The sequence below is a fragment of the Shewanella sp. NKUCC06_TVS genome, assembly GCF_019345515.1.
Classification (GTDB): Bacteria; Pseudomonadota; Gammaproteobacteria; order Enterobacterales; family Shewanellaceae; genus Shewanella; species Shewanella oncorhynchi.
On sequence record NZ_JAHKQX010000016.1, the window covers coordinates 70,790 to 97,306 of the forward strand.

General features: G+C 43.5%; 24 protein-coding genes. 7 read left to right on the forward strand and 17 right to left on the reverse strand.

The genetic code is table 11. The annotated features are described in order from the left end of the window. Positions 1–51 precede the first annotated feature (51 nt). From KO531_RS17155 to KO531_RS17175, 5 genes are all read right to left on the reverse strand, one after another. Positions 52–1,074: a serine/threonine protein kinase gene (locus KO531_RS17155; protein ID WP_219251783.1), complete on the reverse strand. Its 1,023-nt coding sequence runs from the start codon at positions 1,072–1,074 to the stop codon at positions 52–54. Positions 1,075–1,076: 2 nt separating this feature from the next. Then, a complete protein-coding gene (locus KO531_RS17160) occupies positions 1,077–1,409 on the reverse strand; it encodes a DUF3630 family protein (RefSeq protein WP_219251784.1) in 333 nt (110 codons plus the stop codon). Between the two features lie 13 nt (positions 1,410–1,422). Next, positions 1,423–2,877 carry a protein adenylyltransferase SelO gene (locus tag KO531_RS17165; protein ID WP_219251785.1) on the reverse strand — a complete coding sequence of 485 codons (1,455 nt, stop codon included), beginning with the start codon at positions 2,875–2,877 and terminating at the stop codon, positions 1,423–1,425. A 9-nt stretch (positions 2,878–2,886) separates the two neighbouring features. Further along, positions 2,887–3,198 (reverse strand): hypothetical protein, encoded by a 312-nt coding sequence (locus tag KO531_RS17170; protein ID WP_113941607.1) that lies wholly within the window; start codon positions 3,196–3,198, stop codon positions 2,887–2,889. 143 nt (positions 3,199–3,341) lie between these two features. Next, positions 3,342–4,178, reverse strand: coding sequence for a hypothetical protein (locus KO531_RS17175; RefSeq protein ID WP_198573246.1), 837 nt, complete (start codon positions 4,176–4,178; stop codon positions 3,342–3,344). A gap of 273 nt (positions 4,179–4,451) precedes the next feature. Between KO531_RS17175 and KO531_RS17180 the strand changes: the two genes are divergently transcribed. From KO531_RS17180 to KO531_RS17195, 4 genes are all read left to right on the forward strand, one after another. Next, complete coding sequence (locus KO531_RS17180; RefSeq protein ID WP_006083495.1) at positions 4,452–4,811, forward strand: DsrE family protein; 360 nt, start codon at positions 4,452–4,454, stop codon at positions 4,809–4,811. Positions 4,812–4,958: 147 nt separating this feature from the next. Further along, positions 4,959–5,357 carry a nitrous oxide-stimulated promoter family protein gene (locus KO531_RS17185; RefSeq protein WP_071940633.1) on the forward strand — a complete coding sequence of 133 codons (399 nt, stop codon included), beginning with the start codon at positions 4,959–4,961 and terminating at the stop codon, positions 5,355–5,357. A gap of 57 nt (positions 5,358–5,414) precedes the next feature. After that, positions 5,415–6,329 carry a hypothetical protein gene (locus tag KO531_RS17190; protein WP_219251786.1) on the forward strand — a complete coding sequence of 305 codons (915 nt, stop codon included), beginning with the start codon at positions 5,415–5,417 and terminating at the stop codon, positions 6,327–6,329. Positions 6,330–6,481: 152 nt separating this feature from the next. Next, the gene (locus KO531_RS17195; protein ID WP_219251787.1) at positions 6,482–7,066 is read left to right on the forward strand and encodes a YSC84-related protein; all 585 of its coding nucleotides are present in this window, start codon (positions 6,482–6,484) and stop codon (positions 7,064–7,066) included. A gap of 147 nt (positions 7,067–7,213) precedes the next feature. Here the strand turns inward: KO531_RS17195 and KO531_RS17200 are convergent, their stop codons facing one another. From KO531_RS17200 to KO531_RS17235, 8 genes are all read right to left on the reverse strand, one after another. Next, the gene (locus KO531_RS17200) at positions 7,214–8,068 is read right to left on the reverse strand and encodes a universal stress protein (RefSeq protein ID WP_219251788.1); all 855 of its coding nucleotides are present in this window, start codon (positions 8,066–8,068) and stop codon (positions 7,214–7,216) included. A 32-nt stretch (positions 8,069–8,100) separates the two neighbouring features. Then, on the reverse strand, positions 8,101–9,591 hold the full coding sequence (locus KO531_RS17205) for a SulP family inorganic anion transporter (protein WP_219251789.1): 1,491 nt from the start codon (positions 9,589–9,591) through the stop codon (positions 8,101–8,103). 456 nt (positions 9,592–10,047) lie between these two features. Then, positions 10,048–11,298: an organoarsenical effux MFS transporter ArsJ gene (gene arsJ, locus KO531_RS17210; RefSeq protein ID WP_219251790.1), complete on the reverse strand. Its 1,251-nt coding sequence runs from the start codon at positions 11,296–11,298 to the stop codon at positions 10,048–10,050. A gap of 5 nt (positions 11,299–11,303) precedes the next feature. After that, positions 11,304–12,314 (reverse strand): ArsJ-associated glyceraldehyde-3-phosphate dehydrogenase, encoded by a 1,011-nt coding sequence (locus KO531_RS17215; protein WP_219251791.1) that lies wholly within the window; start codon positions 12,312–12,314, stop codon positions 11,304–11,306. Between the two features lie 56 nt (positions 12,315–12,370). Beyond that, positions 12,371–12,862 (reverse strand): protein phosphatase, encoded by a 492-nt coding sequence (locus KO531_RS17220; protein WP_219251792.1) that lies wholly within the window; start codon positions 12,860–12,862, stop codon positions 12,371–12,373. Positions 12,863–12,869: 7 nt separating this feature from the next. Next, the gene (locus KO531_RS17225) at positions 12,870–13,106 is read right to left on the reverse strand and encodes a thioredoxin family protein (protein WP_219251793.1); all 237 of its coding nucleotides are present in this window, start codon (positions 13,104–13,106) and stop codon (positions 12,870–12,872) included. Between the two features lie 11 nt (positions 13,107–13,117). After that, entirely contained in the window at positions 13,118–14,116 is a 999-nt protein-coding gene (locus tag KO531_RS17230) for a permease (protein ID WP_219251794.1), read from the reverse strand. Between the two features lie 90 nt (positions 14,117–14,206). Then, the gene (locus KO531_RS17235; protein ID WP_105250495.1) at positions 14,207–14,554 is read right to left on the reverse strand and encodes a metalloregulator ArsR/SmtB family transcription factor; all 348 of its coding nucleotides are present in this window, start codon (positions 14,552–14,554) and stop codon (positions 14,207–14,209) included. A gap of 357 nt (positions 14,555–14,911) precedes the next feature. On the opposite strand from KO531_RS17235, the gene KO531_RS17240 reads away from it, so the two are divergent. The 3 genes from KO531_RS17240 to arsH all read left to right on the forward strand — a co-directional run bounded on the left by KO531_RS17240 (position 14,912) and on the right by arsH (position 17,436). Next, on the forward strand, positions 14,912–16,195 hold the full coding sequence (locus KO531_RS17240; protein WP_219251795.1) for an arsenic transporter: 1,284 nt from the start codon (positions 14,912–14,914) through the stop codon (positions 16,193–16,195). A gap of 87 nt (positions 16,196–16,282) precedes the next feature. Continuing rightward, the gene (gene arsC, locus KO531_RS17245) at positions 16,283–16,717 is read left to right on the forward strand and encodes a glutaredoxin-dependent arsenate reductase (protein ID WP_219251832.1); all 435 of its coding nucleotides are present in this window, start codon (positions 16,283–16,285) and stop codon (positions 16,715–16,717) included. Positions 16,718–16,734: 17 nt separating this feature from the next. After that, positions 16,735–17,436, forward strand: coding sequence for an arsenical resistance protein ArsH (gene arsH / locus KO531_RS17250; RefSeq protein WP_105253012.1), 702 nt, complete (start codon positions 16,735–16,737; stop codon positions 17,434–17,436). Positions 17,437–17,594: 158 nt separating this feature from the next. On the opposite strand, the gene KO531_RS17255 is transcribed toward arsH, so the two are convergent. The 4 genes from KO531_RS17255 to KO531_RS17270 form a co-directional block, all read right to left on the reverse strand. Next, a complete protein-coding gene (locus KO531_RS17255) occupies positions 17,595–20,702 on the reverse strand; it encodes an EAL domain-containing protein (protein ID WP_219251796.1) in 3,108 nt (1,035 codons plus the stop codon). 288 nt (positions 20,703–20,990) lie between these two features. Beyond that, positions 20,991–22,241 carry a response regulator gene (locus KO531_RS22600; protein WP_219251797.1) on the reverse strand — a complete coding sequence of 417 codons (1,251 nt, stop codon included), beginning with the start codon at positions 22,239–22,241 and terminating at the stop codon, positions 20,991–20,993. Beyond that, on the reverse strand, positions 22,234–24,903 hold the full coding sequence (locus tag KO531_RS17265; protein ID WP_219251798.1) for an ATP-binding protein: 2,670 nt from the start codon (positions 24,901–24,903) through the stop codon (positions 22,234–22,236). The genes KO531_RS22600 and KO531_RS17265 overlap by 8 nt, the downstream gene beginning before the upstream one ends. Positions 24,904–24,935: 32 nt before the next feature. Further along, entirely contained in the window at positions 24,936–26,156 is a 1,221-nt protein-coding gene (locus tag KO531_RS17270) for an HDOD domain-containing protein (protein ID WP_219251799.1), read from the reverse strand. Positions 26,157–26,517: the final 361 nt, after the last annotated feature.

Below are 26,517 nucleotides of genomic sequence, written 5' to 3' on the forward strand. Positions count from 1 at the left end.
GTTCAATCTAATGTCACAAGATACGTCTGTGAAATCATATTTTGCTCAATGCTAATACGGCACTAGGCTCAGTGGTGGTTCGCTAAGGGCAAATAATTGCTCTTTGAACGCCAAAATCTGCTGTTCCCAATACTTTTCATCCCCAAACCACGGGAAGTTCATCGGGAAAGCCGGATCGTCCCAGCGACGGCCAATCCACGCGTTGTAATGCACCATACGCAGCGCCCGCAACGGTTCAATCAAGGCTAACTGTCTTGTATCAAACTCACAAAATTCTTCATAGGCTTCGAGTAAAATCTCAAGCTGCATCAGTTGCTGCGCTCTATCCCCGGTTAGCATCATCCATAAATCTTGAATCGCTGGCCCCATGCGAGCATCGTCTAAATCGACGAATCCGGGACCGTCTGGCGTCCACAAAATATTGCCTGGGTGTAAATCGCCGTGTAAGCGAATGGCCGCAAAATCTTGGCGATCCCAAATCGCATTCGCCTTTGCCAGCACCTGCTCTAATACGGTAAAGAAGGGCAAGCGTAGGCTATTAGGCACCAGATTAGATTGCTTTAACCACGCGAGCGGCTCGGCGCCTAAAATCTGCGGATTCAGCGGTTCACGTTCAGCAAATACCGTTTGCGCCGCGTACTGGTGTATCCGACCGATGAACCGACCCACTAATTCCAGCTGCTCTAAATTATCGACTTCGAAGGCGCGACCACCCAAGGAAGGAAACAGGGTAAATCGATAACCTTGGTACTTGTGTAACGTATGGCCTTCGATAATTACAGGTACGGCAATCGGGATATCTTCTGCCGCGAGTGCGAGCGCATAATCATGTTCCTCTTGGATCTGCACATCGCTCCAACGGTCTGGGCGATAGAACTTCACCACATAACGCAGCCCTTCATCGCTACGGAACTGATACACGCGGTTCTCGTAACTGTTCAGCGCGAGTAAGCCCGTTTCCGGGTACACGCCCAGACTTTCGATCGCATCTAAGATCAAATCCGGTGTTAGGGCTTGAAAATGGAACTCAGCGCCGCTAGAACTCGTGGCTGGTGGCGTCATATTCTGACTCATATTCAGTTCACTCTTAGGTGAGGTAGCAGCAAAGTGGCTAAGTATTCCAGCACCTCAAAATCGGCTTCTCGTTCGGTCGAGAGCCAGCAAATGTTGCCGTAAAACTCATAATTGAGCCATAACTGGCTGCCTTCAAATTCTAATAACCATTGATGCCTGTCGGCGCCCCACTGACGCTCGCGCACAGTGCAATCGAGCGCCGCGGCTAAGGGTTCGGCAAAGTCGGCGAAACGATCAAAATCGATATCCGCACTGACCGCTAAACTTAAGGCGTTTCTATCTAAGCTAATGGTATCTAAGCTTATGGCTTTTAAATGTGTGCTTGGTAATTTCATGCTTGTTATCCCATCAACTACTACATGACATGATCAAACCTTGGCCCCAGTCCGGTGGACGCTTGGCTAAGTCTTCATGCTCTGCGTGTTCGGCAAAGGGCTGAGTTAAGATTTTTTGCAGCAAATGCAGCGGCGCAAGATTACCCTCTTCCACTGCGATTATCGCCTCTTGGGCTAAATAGTTACGCAAAATATATTTGGGATTCACACTATTGCGCTCAGTTTGCCACGCTGGGATATCAGCCACCACGCCCAATCGCTGTTGATAGGCTTGATACCAAACATCAAACTGACAGACATCGATAAAGTCATCCCGCAGCGCACTGTGTTTGCTGGTTGGATCTAACTTGCCTAATTGACGCCAAGTCTGAGTGTAATCGAGTTGATTTTTCTCCATCAGCACAGTAAATCGACCTATAAGTTCGAGATCCTGTTTGTCCTGCTCTACCGACGAAACATCAACTGCTGATAGACCTAGTTTTGCCCGCATCAAGCGCAAATAAGGCTGCACTAGCGCCTCTTGGTATTGATTAAGAATGGCAATTAAGTCATCGGATGGGATCACTGGTGTGAGCGCCTGCGCTAAACGTTGCAAGTTCCACAAACCGACGCCCGGCTGCTGACCAAAGGCATAGCGACCTTCGGGATCAGAATGATTACAGATAAAGTCTTCTTGGAATGTATCGAGGAACGCAAAGGGACCGAAGTCAAAACTGTCACCTAGAATCGACATATTGTCTGTGTTCATCACGCCATGGGCAAAACCGACCGCCTGCCAGTGGGCAATCATCTTAGCGGTATCTTGCACTACCTGTAAAAACCACGCTTTATAACCTGCGGCATCACAACTCAAATGGGGATAGTGCTGAGTAATAGTGAAGTTGAGTAATTGAGTCAGCTTATCGGCACGGCCGCGCTCACTGTGGCAGAAAAACTCGAAATGACCGAAACGAATATGGCTACGGGCTAAACGTACGGTAATGGCTGCGGTTTCTTGGCTCTCGCGCCATACGGGCAAGTCAGAGCCAATCACAGCCAAGGCGCGGGTCGTCGGCACATGCAGATGATGCAGCGCCTCAGAGACTAAAAACTCGCGCACTGCGGAGCGCATCACAGCACGGCCATCACCACGGCGCGAATAAGGCGTCGGACCGCCGCCTTTAAGAGCGACATCCCATGCGCCATGTGGACCAATCGCTTCACCTAAAATGATCGAACGTCCATCCCCTAAGCGCGGCGTGTAACCGCCAAATTGGTGGCCGCTATACACTTGGGCATAGTAGGTCGCGCCATCGACGGCCGCATTGCCAGATAAGCCCAATAACAACTCATCGGTGGGTTGGCTCAAGCCAATCAATTGCGCGGCGTCATTACTCCATGCCAGCCATTCAGGCTTAGTTATCCCTTGTGGATATACTTGCGAGTAAAACTCAGGCAGCTGAGTAAAAAAATCCTGTTTAAACTTCATCTTGTCCACCTATTGGCTCATGGTCTTGCAAACCAGCACCGACTTATCGTCGAACTCACATAGGTGCCCACATTGATAAGATCCAAGGCCAAAACCACTCACGCCAGAACGACTTAGACGTTGCATACCATGAGCCTTGCTCTGGCATTGCTCTAGAGTATCGTAGTAACCATTAATATCTTCGGCCTGCAAAGGTGTCACCGGAATGGCACTCACATCGGGATAATAAAATAGGGTCCATTCTGGGGTTTTAGTACAGCCACTGAGTAGCAATAATCCAAGCCCGAATAAGACATTCGGTAAGGCATAGCTTAGTTTCATTTTTCCCCTATTAAGCCCATAAAAAAAGCGAACCTTAGTTCGCCTTTTGCGCATTCAGTTAGCAGGGATTCTACACTGCTTAGACGAGGGAAATAACCGCTTTTCGACTAAGGGTTTACCCGCTAAGCGCTCCCTACAACATATCAAGCCGTGGTTGCTTTAGTCTGTGCTTTCTCAATCCGGTTGATTCGGCCCTCAAAGCCAGTGACAGTGCCATCGCTCAGCCCAAGCTCGAGTGCTTTACGACAGATGACAATGGCGGCATCGAAGGCTTGGGTATCATTTAGCAAGGTGGCTAAATGCAGGAAACCGGAAGATTTAAGCTCAGTATCTTTGCCTTGCTCGGCGCTAGCCGCTTGGAACAGTGCAATATACTCTTCCGCTAATTGAGCACCATAGTTGAGGTAATCCGCCGATTTACGCTGTTTGTAGCATTCAGCAATCATGTTTTGCAGCGCGGTATAGCGAGCACTGGCTGACGTCGCTCCTTGATACTCCTCAAAGGCCCGAACTAAAGTCACATTCGCCCAAGCCCCTGGCGCACCGACCTCAGAACGTGTGTTCGATGCTGGCTCTGCGTCATCTTGGGTGTCAGCTTGTTCATCTGTAGGCGTAGTGCCTAAAATGATCACCGCCTCTTCGTTATGGGCTGCAGGTATATCGACTTCGATAATATCTGTGTCTAGCGCCACCGAAATGCTCGCAGGGCTTTCGGTCTCACGGGGCATTAATTCGGCTTCAACTTCGATAACGGGCTCTACTTCAGCCACGCCAGTATCCTCAATCCTTTTAACTGGCTCAGGTTCTACACGCTCGGGCTCAGCAGCGGAGAAAATAGGTGCCTCTTCGGTGGGAACTACAGGTTTTACCGAGGTCGACTTGGGTTTCATCGCCTCTTGTTCTTCTTTCGCCAATCGCTGCGCGCGAAGGAATAAAAACACCCCGACAGCAATCAGTATAAATACGACTAAGATCTTCATTCTTGTTCACCTTTGATGGCCGCTTCTCATCAGAAGCCGTGTCAATGGGTTTGCCAACGTCCATCAGGACAGTGTCTATGGCAACCGAGTCTAGCTAAAAATTGAGCAGAGATTAACCGCTATTAAAGTCCATTGTGTCGGTGCAAATCAAGTATTTATGCCTTTTTATACGATCTTGCGCTCAAATAGTTATAGCCAATTGCGCTAGACTGGCACAATCGAGTTCCCTAATCCCCCCATCCACCTGCTTATAACAAACATAAGGAAAACCTGATGCAAAGTATTCTTATCGTGGCCCATGCCAGTCCCTACGGAACAGAAAAGCTATTTAATAGCTTACGCATCGCATTAGCCCTGAAGGATCAGGACGAGCAAGCGGTCGATCTTAAACTTTTTCTCATGTCAGATGCCGTGTTTGGCGCACTCAAAAATCAAACCACACCGGACTTAAGCTACAACCTGCAGCAGATGTTTGAAATTCTCTCGGCACAGCAAGTTCCGATTCTACTTTGCAAGACCTGCGCTCAAGCGCGAGGCGTCACTGCGGAAATGATTATCGAAGGTGCGCATATAGGCACACTGCAAGATTTAACTCGCTGGACACTGGCTGCCGACAAAGTGATGCATATCTAAGGTTTATTTTTAGGCGTGACATTAGGGATAGTTGGATTATTTAAAGCCCCATTTTGTGCGCACCTTCATAAATTGGTGCTTTCGTTTTGTCAGCGCCAATTTCACTGCCTATGATGGGATATCCGAGTGACAAGCTAAGGTATTCCAATGGGCACAGCCACACTGCTTACGGGCAAACTCCTGTACGAACACCAAACCATTGCCGCAATGGTGACGATTTATTGCAAGGCGAAACACCAAGGCCAAGACGCGACGAGCCTATGTGCAGATTGCATTGAGTTATTGGATTATGCCGCAACACGCCTAGATCGCTGCCCCTACGGACAAAACAAACCCACCTGTAATAAATGCCCAGTGCATTGCTACAAACCTGCGCAGAAACAAATCGTCAAAGAGATCATGATCTTTTCTGGTCCACGGATGTTATTACCGCATCCCGTTCGTGCAATCAAGCACTTACTCGCAGAACGCATTCCTGTTCCCAGCGTTGTGCCCGAGGCGGCTTCAAATCGCCATCAGCGCATAGCAAGCCAACAGAAAAACTAACGGCGATACTTTTACCGAGCCGATTTCCCTGATATAACAGGGCTCGAGGTATCGCATATGAACGAGTTTCATAGTTTTTTCACTCAAGCTTACTGGTGGTTGTCATTATTTGGAGGCGTACATTGCCTCGCGTTAGCTATTTATATTCGCTATTTTTATCACCCAGACGCTAACCAAAAACTCCTCGCCGCTTTCTTAAGTCTTATTGCTCTATACTTCCTCACGGGTATGTTGAACCGCGATAACAGTCCAATTCCCATTCATATCCTATTCAATCTGATTAACCCCATCTATTTTTTGCTCATGCCTTTGCTCTATCTATATTGCAAACGCAGTTTAGCACCAACCAATAAACCGCTAGGGTTTTCAAAGCATTACTGGCCATCTGCATTAACATTAGTTTTCGCCATTTTAGATATTGCCCTAAGATTAACTGCGCATCCCATTAACGAGTGGCAACCCATAGCTCTGATGCTTAAAGAAATGAGTATCAGCCAATGGGGTGCTCTACTCCCAGCGCTGTTATCTGTACAAACCTGTTTTTACTTTATCGCGCTGTGGATGTTGTTTCGTCGACATAAACGCAATCAAAGAGATGTCACTCAAACCCAAGAGGCGCTCGGCACCATTCGGTTTCGTTGGCTGATAAGCTTGACCTTGGCCATGTTGTTGAATTGGTTAATCCGCGTATTTGTGGTGATTTTGCCTTTCTATCTTGGTGATAATCTATCGCTACTTTCCCACGCATTGCCAAGGCTGACCTTACTACTGAGCATGTATATGCTGGCGGTATATGGGCTAAAGCAAATCACCCGCTCTGCCTACTTAAAAGGCCGCATGGCCGAACCAGAGCTAGAGCAACGCCCACTCGTCATTGAAAATATTCTCACCCCAGAGGAGTATGAATTTTTGCATCAAATTCAGCAGGACGATGCAGAAAAAAACCAAGGTTCTTCGCCACCTAAGAACTAATTGGCGAAACTGCACTCCAATCATCACCACCAATATCACTCCAACCATTAAGTCGAACACTGAACCTAAGCTGACACATATGTCACTTTTGGCTGTCATTTGTGTCGATAAAGGCTAGTCTGGAACAACTAAAGACTTGAAGAGGCGTTACCATGAAATCATTTTTAACAGCCATTGCGGCATCAACATGCCTTATTGTGAGCCTATTTGCTGCCCCAACTGCACATGCAGATGAAAGCTACGATCAGGCAGTAGTCAATTTCCAAAAAGCGAAAGAAACCAGTAAATTTTTCGACACAGCCTATGGCTATGCTTTATTCCCAACTGTGGGTAAAGGCGGAATTGGGATCGGTGCAGCCTATGGCAAAGGCCGAGTCTACCAAGGCGGTGCCTATATGGGTGATTCGAGTCTGACTCAATTATCCATCGGTTTTCAATTAGGTGGACAAGCCTACAGCGAGATCATCTTTTTTAAAGATGCCAAAGCCTATGAAGCCTTCACGAGCGGCAGTTTCGAGTTTGACGCCCAAGCGTCGGCAGTTGCCATCAACATGGGAGCAAGCGCTCAAGCAGGAACCACAGGCAACTCAGCAGGCGCAGGCCAATCGGGTGGTAATCGCTCCGCAAGCGGCTCTTATATCAACGGTATGGCAGTATTTACCGCAGCAAAAGGCGGCTTAATGTTTGAAGCCGCTCTTGCGGGTCAAGCCTTTAGCTTTGAGCCTAAAGCTAACTAAGACGAGCCATTCGGCTGTGATATCAAACGGCGAGCCTAAATGCTCGCCGTTTTTTCTTAAATGATTACCTCAAGCTTCTGACTCAGATGTTCTAACTAAAACCAAGTCATTAGAATTGAGCGAAATAAGTTGAAATGCATATTTAACTTAGCGAAGTAATAATAAGGGGATATGGCTTTTACTGATCATCCTTGTGGTATTACTACCCACAAAAAACTCCCGAATACGCGAATGACCATAGGCGCCCATCACCATAAGATCGATTTGATGCTCAAGTTGATAGATCTCAAGGGCCGTTTGCACTTCTCCCTGACAAACGGCGGTAACCACATTGAAATCCGCCGCAATCAGAGATTCGGTCACCAACGCCAGTTCAGCTGTCGCCAGCGATTGATCATCAGACACCATCACTAAATGACATTCGAGCCCTTTCAAGAGCGGACTCGTTAGTACTTGATTAAGGGCTTTTTTCGCAGTAATGCTGCCATCATAGGCGATCATAAATCGCTTCGGTGCAGTAAACTCTTCCATCACCACTAAAATAGGCTGCTTAAGCGTGCGAATGACATTTTCTAAATGGCTGCCAATGGCCTGCGCTTGGTCTTGATGCTGCTCCCCTTGACGGCCCATCACCACCAGTCTGGCATGGGATTCTTGCTCTAACAGAGTTTCGACTAAATCGCCGTGACGCTGCAAGGTTTCAACCACGACTGCGGGTTGTGCCTCCACGATGCGCGTTTGCGCATCTTGCAACATATACTTACCCTGCTCGAGTGCCAGCTTGCCTCGGCGCGCTTCGAGCTCAACCATTTCATTGAGCAAGTGCTCCCGTGTACCTAGGCCAATATTTCCTGACAGATTTGACTCTATCGGATAGGCTGACTTATCCAATACATGCAATAGAATTACTGAGGCATCCAGTTGCTGAGCGGCCCAGCAACTAGCATCACATACGGCGAGTGTCACTTTTGAACCGTCGATACAAGCAATCACATTTGTCATCGTTATTTTCCTTTTCCTGTGTTGCTAAGGGCTTAGTGACCAGACATCATATTTTCAACGTCTTCAGGCTTATCGTGCCCCCCAAATTTATCGACTATGGTTGCACTGGCTTGGTTAAGGCCAATTAACTCCACTTCAGTTCCCTCGCGACGGAATTTAATCACTACCTTGTCTAGGGCCGATACCGCGGTAATATCCCAAAAATGCGCTTGAGATAAGTCGATAGTCACCTTATCAACCACTTCCCTAAAATCAAATGAATTACTGAACTTATCTGCCGAGGCAAAAAAGACTTGCCCAATAACTTGATAATGGCGACCTGCGTCGGCAGCAGCCGTTACACTCTCAACCACCATAAAACGGCCCACTTTATTAGCAAAGAACAGGGACGCGAGTAATACCCCCACAAATACTCCCATAGCTAAGTTATGGGTAGCGACCACCACAGCAACGGTCGCCACCATCACAAGGTTGGTTGATATTGGATGATGCTTAAGATTACGAATTGAATCCCAAGAGAAAGTACCGATAGACACCATGATCATCACGGCAACCAGTGCCGCCATAGGGATGAGCTTTAACCATTCGCCGAGGAATACAATCAATATGAGTAGGAATACCCCCGCTGAAAAGGTCGATAACCGTCCGCGACCACCCGATTTAACGTTGATGATCGACTGACCAATCATAGCGCAACCGGCCATACCGCCCATTAAACCCGCGCCGATATTGGCAATACCTTGGCCCTTACACTCGCGGTTTTTATCGCTTTGGGTATCGGTTAAGTCATCAACTATGGTGGCTGTCATCATAGATTCCAGCAAACCCACCACGGCAAGGCCGGCCGAATAAGGGAAGATGATCATCAGAGTTTCAAGGGTCAATGGCACTTCAGGCCAGAGGAAAATAGGCAAAGTATCAGGTAGTTGTCCCATGTCACCGACAGTACGAATATCTAACCCCATATAAACCGCAAAAAGCGTTAATCCGACAATACACACGAGAGGCGAAGGTAAGGATTTACCAATCACAGGGATAAGTGGGAATAAATAGATAATACCAAGACCTGCAATCGTCATCGCATACACATGCCAAGTCACATTGGTCAGTTCGGGCAACTGGGCCATAAAGATCAGAATCGCCAGCGCATTCACAAAGCCTGTCACCACAGAGCGGGAGACGAAACGCATCAAGCTTCCTAGCTTTAAGTAACCCGCGGCAATTTGCAGCACACCAGTTAATAGGGTCGCCGCGAGTAAATACTCGAGGCCGTGTTCCTTCACTAAGGTCACCATCAACAACGCCATAGCACCCGTTGCGGCAGAGATCATTCCAGGACGACCACCTGTAAACGCGATGACCACTGCGATACAGAATGAAGCATACAGGCCGACTTTAGGATCGACGCCTGCAATAATAGAAAAGGCAATCGCCTCAGGGACTAACGCCAGTGCAACCACAATACCGGCTAACAGATCTCCGCGTATGTTGGAGAACCACTCTTTTTTCATGGTTTGTATCATGTCACTCACTCTGATTGAAATTTAATCATATCTTCCAATAGCTAATATCAACACTTGACTCAAATGTCAGCGCATAGCCAATAAGGTACTTATGCGTCAAGGTGACGGAATGCAATTGGGATTATGGGGTACTGCAAAACAACTACCGAGTCGGTAGCAACTAAGGACGGATCTTAACGATCCAAGAAGGAAGGATTAAACTAATGCGGCTTAATGCTCATCACCGAAAAATAACCTCACTTATATGAGCCAACTCAAATTTGACTGCATTAAAAATAGTTGTGCTATTGGGAATAGCGACATAATGACGTGTATAAAACAGGCCGGAGTATAGAGAGTTGTTTGCTCAAAATCAAAAAACTTCAGTTAACATCAGAGTGATTAAAATACCCACCATACTTTGGTGGGTATTGAATAAAAACAACCGCAACAACTCAGGGATAGCTTAGATAAGTATTAAGCACCATCTGATATCGCTTTATGCCGAGGTAGTTTGATTGAGATAAGCGCCGCTAACGCAATAAATGCCGCCGATATCCACAGACAAGCCGCCATGCCATACACTTGATACACCCAGCCAGACAACACAGTTCCGATCAAACGCCCCATAGCATTAGCCATGTAGTAAAAACCCACATCTAACGATACGCCATCTTCATCCGCATAACTGACGATAAGATAGCTGTGTAATGAAGAGTTGATCGCGAATAAGGCGCCAAACAGCATCAATCCCCAAATCAGTATATTCGCGGCATGGAAGTCATAACTTATCGCCAGCGCAATGCCTGCCGGCACTATGCTCAATATCGCCGCCCAACCTAAGGCGCTACGTCCATCGGGAACCTTGTTTTTGCCCGCCGACTTTGTCCCCGTCAAGCGAGGTGCGAAGCCTTGCACTATGCCATAACCTATCACCCAGAGTGCGAGAAAACCGCCGACATACCAATGATCCCAACCAAAGGCTGAGGCCAAATAAACGGGTAAAGCCACCACAAACCACACATCCCGCGCACCAAACAAAAACATGCGTGCGGCAGAAAGCGTGTTTACCGCCGGACTCTTAGAGAAAATTTCCGTGAACTTAGGTTTGTTTTTAGCTTTACCTAAATCGCGCAGCAAACTTAACAGACTAAAAATCCACACCAGTAATAGGCCAATCGCCATGCCTAACACGGCCTGCTGGAATCCAAACAGGGTCAGTAAGGCGCCGCCCAAGAAGAACCCCGCGCCCTTTAGCGCATTTTTGGATCCAGTGAGCATGGCAACCCACTTATACAGCTCACCCTGAGCATCACTAGGCACCAACAACTTGATACTGCTTTTAGCGCTCATCTTATTGAGATCTTTAGCGATACCCGACAAGGCCTGCGCCGCCATCACCCAAGCAACCGTCAGCATACCGCTAGGCACAAGCAGCATGCTAAGGGCGACAATCTGCATAAATAGGCCCACATTCATGGTCTTATTTAAGCCTAAACGCGCCCCAAGCCAGCCGCCGACTAAGTTCGTTACCACCCCAAAGATTTCATAGAAGAGGAATAGCATGGCAATTTGCAGCGGGCTATAACCTAAGCCATAAAAATAGAGCACCACTAACATACGTAATGCGCCATCGGTAAGCGTGAATGCCCAATAGTTGCCTGTGACCACCAAATACTGGCGGATCTCGGGTGATATGTTAGACAAGAACCCTGTCAGCTTAGCCATAAAGCCTATGCCTTATCCATCAGACCGACCATGCGGGCCAGTTCGATGGTGCGATTGGCATAACCCCACTCGTTGTCATACCAAGCGTAGAGTTTGACCTGAGTGCCATTGATAATCATGGTCGATAGCGCATCGATAATGCTCGAACGCGGATCGGTTTTATAATCGACCGAGACTAATGGACGTTCCTCATAACCTAAAATGCCTTTTAGCGGTCCGTCTGCCGCTTCTTTTAACAGGCGATTGACTTCAGCTTCGGTCGTTTTGCGACTCACCTCGAACACGCAATCGGTTAATGAGGCATTCGCAAGCGGCACCCGCACGGCATGGCCGTTGAGCTTACCTTTGAGTTCAGGGAAAATATGGGTAATGGCCGTCGCTGAGCCTGTTGTCGTAGGGATAAGGCTTAAACCACAGGCCCGCGCACGGCGGAGATCTTTATGCGGTGCATCTAAAATAGTTTGAGTGTTGGTAATATCATGAATGGTTGTCATGGAACCATGCACTATGCTGAGGTTTTCGTGGATCACTTTAACGATCGGCGCCAAACAGTTAGTAGTACAGGAGGCCGCAGTCACAATAGGATGAATAGCTTTGTCATAGAGTTGATGATTCACTCCCATGACAACGTTTAACACACCCTCTTCTTTAACAGGCGCTGTGACAACAACGCGTTTAACGCCTTGATCTAAATAAGCTTGTAGCACTGCTTTGGTTTTCATCTTACCCGAAGCTTCAATCACCACATCACAGGCGGACCAATCAGTTTCCCCGATGGTTTTATTGCGAGTACAGCGAATACGCTTGCCATCGATAATGATGTCATCGCCATCGCTGCTCGCCTCATGTTGCCAGCGGCCATGCACAGAATCGAATGTCAGCAAATGGGCTAAGGTCGCCGCATCCCCTGCGGGATCATTAATCTGCACAAACTCAACCTCATCCCAGCCCCAAGCGGCGCGCAGTGCTAAACGTCCCATACGGCCAAAGCCATTTATCCCGATTTTGATTGTCATACCTGCATCCTTCACACTCAGTTTTATATTAGGTGTTTTATATTATTTGTTTAATATTAAAGCGTTATCTGTTCGATATAACCGCGCTGATGCACATTGGTTAAGGCATTAGGGCGAATGGATTGCACTTGGGTTATCACTTCTGCCAAGGAGCCTCCCCCCAGTAACAGCAAGATTGCCGCCATTAATCCTGTGCGACCGGAACCACCGCGACAATGAATGGCAACTGTGGATTGAGTTTGCATCAATACCAGCAGTTCTGCTTTGTGTCGCGCAAACCCGAGCTCGAATGCCTCTGCGGGTGCCGCATCATCTTCTATAGGTAAATGCAACCAACGGATCCCCGCTTCATGGCAAATATCGGGCAATAATGCAGCACCAAATGTTTGCAATTCGGCAAGTGGCATTAAGGTTATGATGACCTCAGTTCCCGCCGCTTTAAGGCTTGCCACCGCCTCTGTCACAGGGACAGATTTAGTCCCTGGGCAAGGCGTAAAAATCAACCTAGCACCACTCTCTAGCGGCAAAATATCAAATGGATGTGACATTTAAGTATTACCGCACTAACCAAGATTCAATCATGGCTCTATGGGGAATGGAGCCCCAATGCACTAGCTTCTCATCAATCACCACAGCGGGTGTACTCATCACCTTATAGCCCATGATGACTTCTGGATTGGTTTCCTTTACTAGAGCAATACTGATGCCCTTCTCATTGGCAATGGCCGTAATGATCTCAGCGGTTTTAGTGCATTTAGCGCATCCACTACCTAATACTTTGATGTTTAACATTTTTATAATTCTCACAGAATGGGACCTATAGCGTTAAAGATCCAACCGATTAAGGTGAATGAAATCAATAAAATAGAAAAAACGATGGCCAGCAAACGCCATTGCATCACCTGCTTGAGCAAAATGAACTCGGGAAAACTGGCGGCAACCGTAGACATACAAAATGCCAATGTCGTCCCTACGGGCAAGCCATTAGTGATAAGGCTCTCCATGATAGGGATAACCCCTGTGGCATTGGAATACAGAGGAATACCAATCAATACCGCCGCAGGAACTGACCACCATTGACCATCGCCTAAGTGGGCTTCGATCCAACCGTCAGGCACAAATCCATGGAGTGCGGCGCCAAGCCCAACCCCAATAATGACCCATTTCCACACTCTGCCAAAAATCTCTAGGGTCTCGCCTTTCGCAAATTCATGTCGCTCGGTTAACGTCATGGATGTTGATGTCATACCCTCGTTATTATCGTGACTTGCTTGCGCCTGACCTTGCTCGAGTGCTTTGGCGGCAAAGGACTGCAGCCAACGCTCAGCGCGAATCGAGTCCAAAAATGCCCCCGCCAACATACCCACTGACATGCCGACCAGCACGTATATCACAGTGAACTGCCAGCCAAGCAGACTCACAAGCAACAGTACGGCGACTTCATTAATTAACGGCGAAGTGATCAGAAATGCCATAGTGATCCCAACGGGGATCCCCGCGGAAGTGAAACCTAAAAAAACAGGAATGCTCGAACATGAGCAGAATGGGGTAACAGCGCCAAAACCCGATCCCATAAAGTAACCGACAAAACGATTTTTACCCGCCAAGTAATCCCGAACCCGCTCGACATTGAGCGAGGCCCGCACCAAAGCGATGCCATAAATCATCAGCAACAGGAGCGCAAAAATCTTAGTGGTATCTTCAATAAAAAAATGGATGGCGTCGGCGAGCTTAGTATTGGGCTCTAAACCCATCAAATCAAAAGTTAACCAGCTTGCTAAATCTGAAAATATTTGCAGCATTGTTACGCCACCTTAATATTAAGCAAAACTTTATACACGTAAACATATGAAAAAACGTATATTTGAGGTTAAATTTTTGCTGCTAGCCTTCTAGCAGCAAGCTTTAGCACGGTCAGGACGCCCGCCCATCTTGCACAAATTACGCATATTTTCTTCAAGGAATACAGTGTTTTGGTTGGTAACTTCACTCAACACTAACTGACTCCATTCGGGTAAGTCATTATTGATACGATAGAAAATCCATTGCCCCTGACGGCGATCAACTAATAAACCGCATTTACGTAATTGGGCCAAATGTCGCGAAATCTTAGGCTGGGTCTCTTGCAATGCCTCGGTCAATTCACAGACACAGAGCTCCCCCTCTTGCTGGATCAACATCATGCAACGCAAGCGGGTTTCATCGGCTAAACATTTAAAAAACTGGGTTGGATTAATCATTGATGCCCTTAGACTGAACTAATACAAACATTTTGATCCTTTTGTTAACTTTCCTAAAGGTTCATTCAAACAGCAAGCTGTGAGCGGTAAGAAACAACACTCGTTTTTCATGGCTATGGATCTTTTGGAAAGACCTTGTACAATATATAAGAATTTTCATATATGTAAATATCCGTATATAAGATCACCTTAAGTTTCACGCATTAGTCAAAATGGTGTTTGAGTATAGTGTTCAACACTAAGATACATACGAAAATTCATATATAAAAAATCATTCAAACCCACCGACAATATCGTTAGGTGAGGGCATTATTTTATGGTTGAGGGTAGACAATCTCTACTCTTTGAGGAGCTTGTATGTGGTTAGCAGGGGCAATTTTTGTTCTCACCATAGTGTTAGTAATTTGGCAACCTAAGGGGTTAGGCATAGGTTGGAGTGCTACCTTGGGCGCCGTATTGGCCCTACTACTGGGTGTGGTGCACTTAGGGGATATTCCTGTGGTATGGAATATTGTCTGGAATGCGACCGCCACCTTTATTGCCGTGATCATTATCAGTTTATTATTAGATGAGTCGGGATTTTTCGAATGGGCCGCGCTGCATGTTGCCCGTTGGGGCAAAGGTCGTGGCCGTTTACTCTTTACTTACATAGTGTTACTCGGCGCTACTGTTGCCGCATTGTTCGCCAATGATGGCGCGGCGCTGATCCTCACCCCGATCGTAATTGCGATGTTACTGGCTCTGGGCTTTAGCGCCGGAGCAACCTTAGCCTTTGTAATGGCGGCGGGTTTTATTGCCGATACCGCAAGTTTGCCGTTAATTGTCTCTAACCTAGTCAATATTGTTTCAGCGGACTTCTTCAACATAGGCTTTAACGAATACGCCTCTGTGATGGTGCCCGTCGATATTGCAGCTATTAGTGCCACCTTAGTCATGCTGCATCTGTTTTTCCGCAAAGATATTCCCGCGACCTACGACTTGCAAAAACTACGCGAACCTAAGGCCGCCATTCGCGACCTCAACACCTTTAAAACCGGTTGGGGCGTATTAATCTTACTCTTGGTGGGCTTTTTTGGCTTAGAACCGCTCGGTGTGCCCGTGAGTTTAGTGGCTACCGTAGGTGCCCTGATCCTGTTTGTTGTCGCGAAAAAAGGCCATGCCATAGATACCACTAAGGTACTGCGCGGCGCGCCATGGCAGATAGTGATCTTTTCACTAGGCATGTATCTAGTGGTTTATGGTCTTCGCAACGCAGGCTTAACCGATTACCTATCGAGCGTATTAAATAGCTTGGCTGAACAAGGGCTTTGGGCTGCCACTATGGGCACAGGCTTCTTGGTCGCGTTTTTATCCTCCATCATGAACAACATGCCAACGGTGTTAATTGGCGCCCTGTCGATAGACGGTAGCAATGCAACTGGCGTGATTAAAGAAGCCATGATTTACGCTAACGTGATTGGTAGCGATTTAGGTCCTAAAATCACCCCCATCGGCAGTTTAGCAACCCTGCTATGGCTGCATGTACTGGCGCAGAAAAATATTAATATTACCTGGGGTTATTATTTCCGCGTCGGCATAGTGATGACGCTACCTGTGCTATTTGTCACCCTAGCGGCACTGGCGCTGCGCCTCTCCTTCTAATCTTCGTCCATGGGCACTAGAGCATCTGTTTAGTGCCTATGGATAAATTTATAAGCGATTATTTATCAGAGACATGTTATGACTAATATGATTGATGACAGCATTAAGATTTACCACAATCCAGCCTGTGGTACATCGCGCAACACTTTAGCGTTGATCCGTAATAGTGGAGTCGAACCCCAAATCATCCACTACTTAGAAACGCCGCCCTCCCGCAATGAATTACTTAAGTTAATTAATGAGATGAAAATCTCTGTGCGTTCATTGCTACGCAACAATGTTGAACCATTTGAACGACTAGGACTTTCTGAAGACACATTTAATGATGAAGAACTGATTAACTTCATGCTGACTTATCCCATTTTAATTAACCGTCCTATCGTCGTTACGCCGCGAGGCACAAAACTCTGTCGCCCGTCTGAGACAGTGCTTGATATTTTGACCAAAGCACAACAAGGCCCTTTCACCAAAGAAGATGGCGAAATCATCATTAATGAACAGGGACAAAGAGTTCGCACATGAAACCACTAAACCACGATATGCCAGCGCTCAAACAAGAATTAATGGTTAATAACATGGATATGGACTGTTTTAATCTAACTCCTTTAACCCACCCGCCTAGAATACTGATGCTTTATGGCTCAGTACGAGAACGCTCCTATAGCCGACTGACGACGGAAGAAGCCGCTCGACTATTAACACACATGGGCGCAGAGGTGCGTATTTTTAACCCTTCTGGACTCCCACTTCCTGATGATGCGCCTGACAGTCACCCCAAAGTCATGGAACTAAGAGAAATGGTACGTTGGTGCGAAGGCATGGTGTGGTGTTCACCAGAACGCCACGGTGCGATGACCAGTATTATGAAAGCTCAAATTGATTGGATCCCTTTGGCTGAAGGTGCTGTCCGGCCTTCACAAGGTAAGACATTAGCAATAATGCAGGTGAGTGGTGGTTCACAGTCCTTCAACACACTAAACCAAATGCGAATATTGGGCCGATGGATGCGCATGTTCACCATACCCAACCAATCTTCAATCGCAAAAGCTTGGTTAGAGTTTGACGAGGCAGGCCGAATGAAACCTTCGCCTTACTACGATCGCGTAGTTGATGTTATGGAGGAATTGATGAAGTTCACTTTACTCCTGAGGGGCAATGTTGATTTCCTCACGAACCGATATAGCGAACGCAAAGAAAGCGCTTCAGAGCTATCAACCCGAGTAAATCAAAAAGAAATATAGATTAAACACTAAAAGTATTCTGAACTATGGAGCAAAAGATTAGCCCAGCGCCAACTTTTGCTCCAGATAAGAACCATCACGCCAAATAAGTCCATTCCAAATACACGAGTGAGCACCTAAATCCTTAAAGCCAGCTAAAAACTCTCTGTAACTTGCTATTAAAGATGCAATTCGTCCATTTGCTTGAATTCATGTTTAATCTGTTGATATTGCGATGGCCATTCATCGTACCAAAGAGCAAACTCCTCTACAGGCATAGGCCGAGCAATGCCGTAGCCTTGGCACAATTGGCAGCCCAATTCAGCTAAACTTTTACCATGGGCAATGGTTTCAACACCTTCAGCAATCACATTAAGATTAAATACTGACGCTAAGCGGATAACACCCTCCACGATACGCCAATCATCTTCGCTATCGAGCATACCTCGCACAAAACTCTGATCAATTTTTATCGTCGATATGGGTAATTGGCGTAAATACGTTAACGACGAATAACCTGTACCAAAATCATCTAGGGAAAAATGGACACCCAAACGCTTACATTCCTGAAGGATCTCAATTGCCAATGTCATATCTTCAATGGCGGCACTCTCTAAAATTTCCAATTCTAGATCCGAGGCCGTCAAATCGGGATATTGCATTAACGTCGATTTTAAGAACGCGCTAAAGTGTTCAGCCAATAGCTGCCGAGCGCTTACGTTAATACTTACTGCTATCGGGCGACCACTCTGTTGCCAATTCTGCCATTGTGCTACTGCAGTATTGATAACCCATTCACCTAAAGCAATTTCAAGATCACTGCCTGCAATATCCGGTAAAAACTCACTCGGACCGACTATACCTCGCAGTGGATGACGCCAACGAATTAAGGCTTCCGCACCAATAATTTTACCGGTAGCGAGATTCACTTTTGGTTGGTAAAACATCACAAATTCATGACGTTCAAAAGCTGACTTAAGTTCTTCTAACCAAGTTCTCCGAGCAATAATGTTACGATCAATGTCAGGATCAAACATTTGGAAACGATTCTTACCTGCCGATTTTGCCATATACATGGCTTGGTCGGCATGGCGCAATAAAATGTCGGGGTCAACGTTATCCTCTGGATACAAACTCACGCCAATACAAGCCGTTAAACAAAGATTTAAATCACCGATTAATATCGGCTGATCGACCGCCGCCAGTATTCGTAATAGTACTTGAGTACATTCTTCCTCAGACATCATCTCAAATAAGATAACGAACTCATCGCCTCCTACCCGGGCCAACGTATCTTGCTGCCGAATCACCACAGACACATTATTTGCAATCGCGATCAACAGTTGGTCACCAACCTCATGGCCATAACGATCATTGATCACCTTAAACCCGTCAAGGTCCATAAAACACACGGCACAGAGACTGCCATTACGTTGAACATGGGCAATCATTTGCTGAAAACGGTCTAAAAGTAAGCGACGATTTGGTAATCCTGTAAGTGCATCATAATTTGCCACGCGATCTAACTCAGTCTCATGGGTCTTTAATAACGTGATATCGGCTTGGGTTCCCGAAATCATCAACGCTCGACCTTGACTATCCTCTTCAACGACCCGCCCCTTACACAATATCCAGCACAGCTCGCCAGTCTTTTTAATGCAGCGCACTTCCAACTCTATACTGCTTGTTTTATGGATGAGATGCTGTAGAACCTGTTGCTCTATATTTTGCACATCTTCGACATACACATATTGGCGCCAATTATTAACCGTCAACTTCATCTCGCCAGCTTGATATCCCAAAATGGCTTCAAATCTTGGGCTGATTTGCACTTCTCCAGTAACAGCATTCCAGTCCCAGAATCCTTGTTCAGAACCTTGAATAACCCTTTGCAATTGTGCTGTTTGAGCCGCTAGTTGTTGTTGAAGCTGTCGCGCCTGGGTAATGTCTTGCACTGTACCGTGCAATTTAAATATCTTACCGTGCGGATCACGCTGTGCTTGACCCCTAGCCATAATCCAACGATGGGCACGATTAGGCTCTAGCAACTCAGCTTCGCATTCATACTCTTCTCCCGTATGCACACATCGCATCACCAGCGTACTTAACGCTTCCCAACTCTCAGGCGTAAATAATTTCTGCACTTGTTCTATCGAAGGGGCGGCTTCTTTATATGGCAAGCCATAAATCACAAAAACCTGTTCAGACCAAGTATGCGAATCAGTAACTAAATCCCACTCCCAACTGCCAATCCCTGATAATTGTTGTGCTTGTTTTAATCCCAACTCACTAATGAGTAAATGTTCAGCATTTTTTTCTTGAGTCGTGACATCCCTTGCTATTCCAAATAAGCCACAAATTGCACCTTGAGCGTCAAACACAGGACCTTTGGTCACTTGAAAAATGGCTGCTTCACCCTGAATATGTAAATACTCTTTATGTGTAGTGACCATTGCGGACACTAATACAGTGCGATCTTTTTCTTGGATAATATCAATAGAGTCAGCATCAAAAATATCAGTGTCATCTTTGCCCAATATGTCACTCATACTCTTGCCGACAAAGGTAGCGGCACCTTGGTTGACCAAGATATAACGCCCCGCCAAATCCTTCACAAAAATACCATCGGTTGTTTGAGAAACCACAGAATCGAGCAGTTGATGATTCACATCCAATTTCTGTAATGAGGCACGTAAATAGCCGCTCAGTGCACTGATCACTATGCCGTAAACACTTAGACTAATAAGCTGTAACCAATCTACCGAATGAATATTGTCGAGACTATTGGCGGTTGGATGAAGATAATAGACACACAGAACAGAGAGACATGTCGCGACTAATCCGGGGGCGAATCCGCCACCAATAGCGCTTAATGAAATAGGCAACATAAAAATCAGCAATAGTAAGCGCTGGTGCTGCTCAGCTGAAAGCGAATTGGCAAACCATAGCGTTATCAGCGTAAAACTCAATATCGCAATGTATTTAAGCCATGAGATATTGCTTATCGCTACAGAGCGAGCAAAGGTTATTTCTAGCAAATTACCCGATGGAGCATTATGACGGTCAGGAACGGCATTCAGAACAAAAAGTAGGATAAAGGCACTGGTAAATACAAAGAAAAAACCTTTAGCGAGGGATAAACGAAACACAGTTTCAGTGTCCGTAAATACAAGCAACAATTGATCGGATAAAAAGATCCATCCAAGCGCTGCAAGCGCATAAATAGCCACAGCTAAAATAATATATTGAGTCCGAGATTTATGATTATGTACAGTATTGTCAACCATCCTAACTCCATCACAACTAGCGCCATCAAAACGACTCCCTTGATCTATGATTGACACTAACGCCAACCAACAATAGGTGGTCATTCCACAGATGAACATCATATTCAAGCTAAAGACTATAACTTAAAAAACATCAGTATAATCTAATAAAAACCCCAAAGAACAATGTACAACATAAAAACCCAACAATTTAAATACCTAAAAAGGTAGATATTACGTGTAAGGATATAGGCCCATACCTGTGAGACTAAAAATATACAAGCACTATTGAACCCCCTGTCTATAGAACTATCGCAAATGCAATGGAATATCATACTTCCTAAAAAGCTTGATTATCGAATCCTTATATAGTGGTTTGATAATGTAACCTTTAGCTCCTGCAGCTATTGCCTGCTGAACTGATGACTTATTTTTATTCCCAGTCAACATAACAATGGGCGTAATTGCATTTATGCCATTAGACTTATTAATGTGGTTAATAATATAAAACCCATTAGTATCAGGAAGATTTATGTCCATTAAAATAACGTCATATTTTTTCTTAGAAAGTAAATCTAACGCCATACGTCCAGACAATGATGTATCAAGTTCAATGGCATACGTTCTAAGAAGCATAATAGTTAAATTCAAACTAATGTGATCATCCTCAACAATTAACATCTTTGGTACTATAGGAACTTCAACTGATACAAGAGAATTTTTTGACTCAGAATACAATCGATTAAACGTGTATTTAGTATCTGGCACGGTTGGAGCTGCCTTGTTGCTAACCTCAATATGCTCCTGTTCTGGCAAAGGGGCTTCTGCGACCATCGCCACATTTGATACATCAGTAACAACAAGTTCAAGTAAGTGCAACGCCTTACTTTGTAGTTTCAACAAAGCTGGTCTAATTTCATTAGAACGAATAAATGATAATATCTTCTTCAATGAAGCCAGATCTAACTCAGCGGTTCTATTACTTGCAAGGTGCGCTTCTGCCTTATCTAATGATTGCTCGATTTCAATCAAACTTAATTCAAAGCTATGTTCTAAATCCTTCTTGCGCTGAACACCTTTAAGGACAATGTCCTTGATATGCGAAGAGTAGTTATCTTGCACATTTACAAACTCTTCTACTTTTTTATATTTTCCTCTCAACCCAATTTCCCGCAATAAATGTGTACATATTATAATTGACCTATGTACTTCATACATTGGCCTAGCGATTAAATAATCATTAATCACACCACTACGATAAGCCTCGTACGCTTCTCTTTCTTGATGTTTTGGAATAAGAGAAACAACAGCATGCTCACATATTTCTACAGCCTGCAATTCCTCTATGGCTTCGTAATAAATAAGTAAAGTTTCTTGTAAAGTTTCAGCCGCAACAAGAATCACTTTTAGGGTTGATTGTTTGATTTGCTCAACAAGCTCAGCATTCGTTTTAATCACATGAATACGAGAAAAGTGACGAATTAGAACACTTATCAATAATCTATCATTATCTTGGTCGTTCGTATAGAGAACGATATGCTCAAAATTGACTCTATCCACTAGCATTACTCCTTTGCATAAAAAACTCAATTAACGCAAATAAATCATCATCAACCTCTTGCCAACATTTTAAGATAACTTTGTAATCAATAGCATTGTTACGCGAAACACGCTCTAGTTCTTGGCAAGATAAATTTAATTTTTTTGCTCCTATGTAAAGAGAATTACTTTTAAGGGTATGGCTAATTGCAGTAATAATACGAAGATCATTATCCACAATTGCAGACCTTAATGCTTCACGCTTAACAAGTAAATTACTGTAATATTGCTCTAAAAAAATAGATAATTCTTCATCGCTTATATCTTCACCTATAAAGTTATATATATCTGATAAGTTGACTATCTGTAAGATATTTACTAATTCCTGCGGTGCTTCATCACAACAGAAAAAACTATTATCAAAAGAAGTATTATCAGTTTTAACTGTAGACTTTTTTAAACTTGCATTATTTGACAAAGTGACTTTTACTTCATCTAAAAGGCCAATCAAATCATTCAACGTCAGAGGCTTTACAAGTACGCGATTTGCTCCAGCCTGCAAACATTCATCTTTACATATGTCGCCATGATCAGCGGTCAACATCACAATAATCGATGGCGCTAATTCCCGATATCCTTCAACTTCTCTAATGACGCCAATGAGGTCTGAGCCCGATATAGTTGGCATTATCACATCAGAAATAACGACATTAAATTTATTTGTCTTAAAAAGCTCAATTGCTTGCATCGGATCTTGAACACAGGAAACTATGACTCCAACAGATAATAACTGCTTTTCGATGACAAATAAGTTTTCTTGACAATCATCAATAACTAACACACTAATATTAATATAATCAGCACTATCCGAAGCCTGCTCGTCAATAATATTCAAATAATTTTTAACATTAACGAAATCAGTTACTGATTGAATTCTGAGTGGTGGATATGAAATCACTTCGTAGTCGGAGTTAGACTTAGAAAGTGACACTCTCCTCAACTCTGCAACTCTTTCTTTTCTTGTAAAAAGACTAGTTACAAATTCATTCTTTGAGATAATATCATTTTGATTCAAGTCAATAAAAAGTATTGAGCTTTCAGTTTCAAATTCCAGTAATTCATTACTTGGTAAATATAGCAACTCGAAATCAAGCTCTTTGGAATATCTTGAAACTGATTCGTGAAAAATGGAACTGTTAGTATATGCTGTTACTGAAGCATCAATATCAGAACGATAGGAGCCGCTTACATCAGGTGCCGTAAAGTGACTATCTAAAGCAAAATCAATAACAAAATAGAAAACGCTACCATCACCGATACGACTAATAACCTGAAGGTCACTTCCCATTGAACGACATATACTTTTACTTATGTATAGGCCTAAGCCAACACCACCATACTGACGGTAAGAATTTGATGATGCCTGCTCATACTTACCGAACACTTTTGATTGTTCCTCTTCAGTTAAACCGATACCATTATCAATAACAGAAAACTTTAGTTTTACATTTTCGAATGACTGCTCCAGAACTTCTACGTCTAATAGAATCGACGAGTCAATTTTATTGGAAAACTTAATTGAATTGGAGATTAAATTATAGATAACTTGATTTAGTTTAACTTCATCACAAATAACCCTGCGATTAAAATTCAATGGCATAAAAAAGTCTAAATTAATGTCTTTTTTATCTGCTTGAAGGCTAAACGCATCAACAACAGATTCGCCTAACAACCTAACATCTACCGAGTCATTTTTAACATCTGCACTACTCTCATTTGTCTTTTTAAAATCCAACATACTATTAATGAGTAATAGAACTTGTTTTGAAGTACTGAATGCGACAGATAATAACTTCTTATCCTGTGCCCTTACATTACCTAAACTGAGCTCAATTAAGCCTAGCACTGCATTTAATGGTGTTCTAATCTCGTGACCTAGAGTGGCAATAAAATCACTTTGAAAACTATTCAATTGTTCCAGCTCTGAACATTTCTCTATTAATACTTTTTCTTTCTCATATCGTTTAGATTCATCTATAATTAACCCAAACCGAGTTCCATCATCAAGGAAGAAATCTCTATACTCAAAATACAACCCTGATTTAGTTTTAAAAGATAGACATATGTTTTTATTAGTTGCACATTTATATCTAAACCACTTCATAATTCTATAATTATTTCCACCAACAATCTCATAGATAACAATATCTTGAATTAAACTAAAAAATGACCTACCAATATAATTATCAAAATGTAAATATGGAAAAAAGTATTTAACCCCGCCACCAATAAAATCAATATTGCCAAGAACATTTATGACAAGAACACCGTCTGAAGCAATTTGCTGATATCTAGAGTCATCACCCGCAGGATTCTCACACCTAAATTGGCTATACTCGAAACTTTTTGTTATTGGCGCATCATGTTCTACAACACAGAGCACAATAAAATTTTTATTGACCATCTTTAATAGGCTAAACTTTAAACAGTTACTTCCTATCATTAAGCATTCATTAGGCGTGATATTCTGTTTAAGTTTTTCAAAATGCTGAATTATTTTTTTCTTGGCATTTTTTAAATAATTATTATTTGAGAAAATTTGATTCTCGCCTAACCACTCCCCCTCAGGTGATAACATAAATGCACAAGAATCAAACAAGTCTAAATCAATACCATTCATCATCGCATATCCTTATTGCAAACTAGCATTCATTACTACTGAACTGAATTTTTATACTGATTAAACCAGCTATACACTTTATCACACGCTGAGATGAGCCTCTCAGGATCAATATTATACTTATCAATGAAATAATCGACAGAAACCCAATCACCTTCCATATACGCCAGAGTAAGTTGTAAACAATGAGCTAGGTATCCATGATTATTAAGTAAAGCACGCTTTATTTGCTGTTCAAGAGGAAGCGGCTCTATCGCTCTGTTCATCGGTTTATCTAAAATGGCATCTAAAGTAGATAATAATCCAGTCAAAAATGCTGACTCTTTCAGCAAAGGAAATCCCATTAATGATATTAACTCTTCACATAACCGAGCCCTGATTATAGTGTTATTAATTAACACAACTGGTTTATTGGGATTAAGTTCAGCCAAAATAATGAGGCTTACAAACTTACGAAGTTTATTTTCACCTAAAAAAATCATAGTATGCTTAATTGAGGTAAATTCATTCACATGCTCAAACTGACTTGAATTGACATACCTTAGTAATTTATAGGTAAGATCTAAATCTTGAGAAAAATAATGTTCAAGTTTTTTATAACTAAAATCAGAATTAAAAACCTCATTGTAAATAGACATAACAAAATGTTGTGTAGCACCTATTTCACTCCCCTCTATGAGTTCTGGCTTATAAAAATAATAACCTTGAAAACAATCAAAACCGAGTGACTTAGCTAGCCTATACTCTTCCAATGTTTCAACTTTCTCTGCAAGTAACTTTAAATTATACTCTCTAAATTTAGGTATCAGATGAGAAACACTATCTAAAGGCGTTGACATTATATCAATTTTTATAAGTTTAAAAAAAGGAAAAAAACGTTCCCACTCAGGAGAATAAACAAAGTCATCTAAAGCAAGATAATAACCCAAGTTAAATAACTCTTTAATTAAAATAAAGTTATCCTCGCTTGGGCTAACAGTTTCCAATACCTCAACAATAATATTTTTGTATGGAAACATGTATAATAAATGGTCTCGCAAGAAATGAGATGGAAAATTAATTAATGCTGGCTTCCCTTCGGTTAAATCCTCTAGATCCATACTTAAATAACTATTTACAAACACTTTAGCTGTAGCAACATTGTCTGTAACACCCTGTGGGAAATAGTTATCCCGGCTATTTCTAAAGAGCAACTCATAAGCAACAACGTTTTTATTTCTATTCAGTATAGGCTGTCTTGCCATATAAAAGCGCATAGTTCACCTCTTCCCTTTGGGTCACTTAACTTTATAATCATTAGTGAATCAGTCCTTTAATTTTTCAGTCTAGACCTAGGTGCACCATCTTTCAACTGCACTTTTCTAGCCTAGACTATAAATTAGCAGAAGTAGTGATTAAATCCGGTTTAAATCTCAGATTTATGTTTAATTTAGGTGAATATTTAAAAAATTATCCTCAAGACATAAATACCTATTTTTAGGTATAACCATCTTGTTTATCCATAAAAATTAAGTATTAAATGAACCGCAATTCTAGTATTCCGCAACACAATAAAATGAATAAAAAGAACACTTAAAACTGAAAAAATCTATTATTAATCCTTTTAGACATAATGGA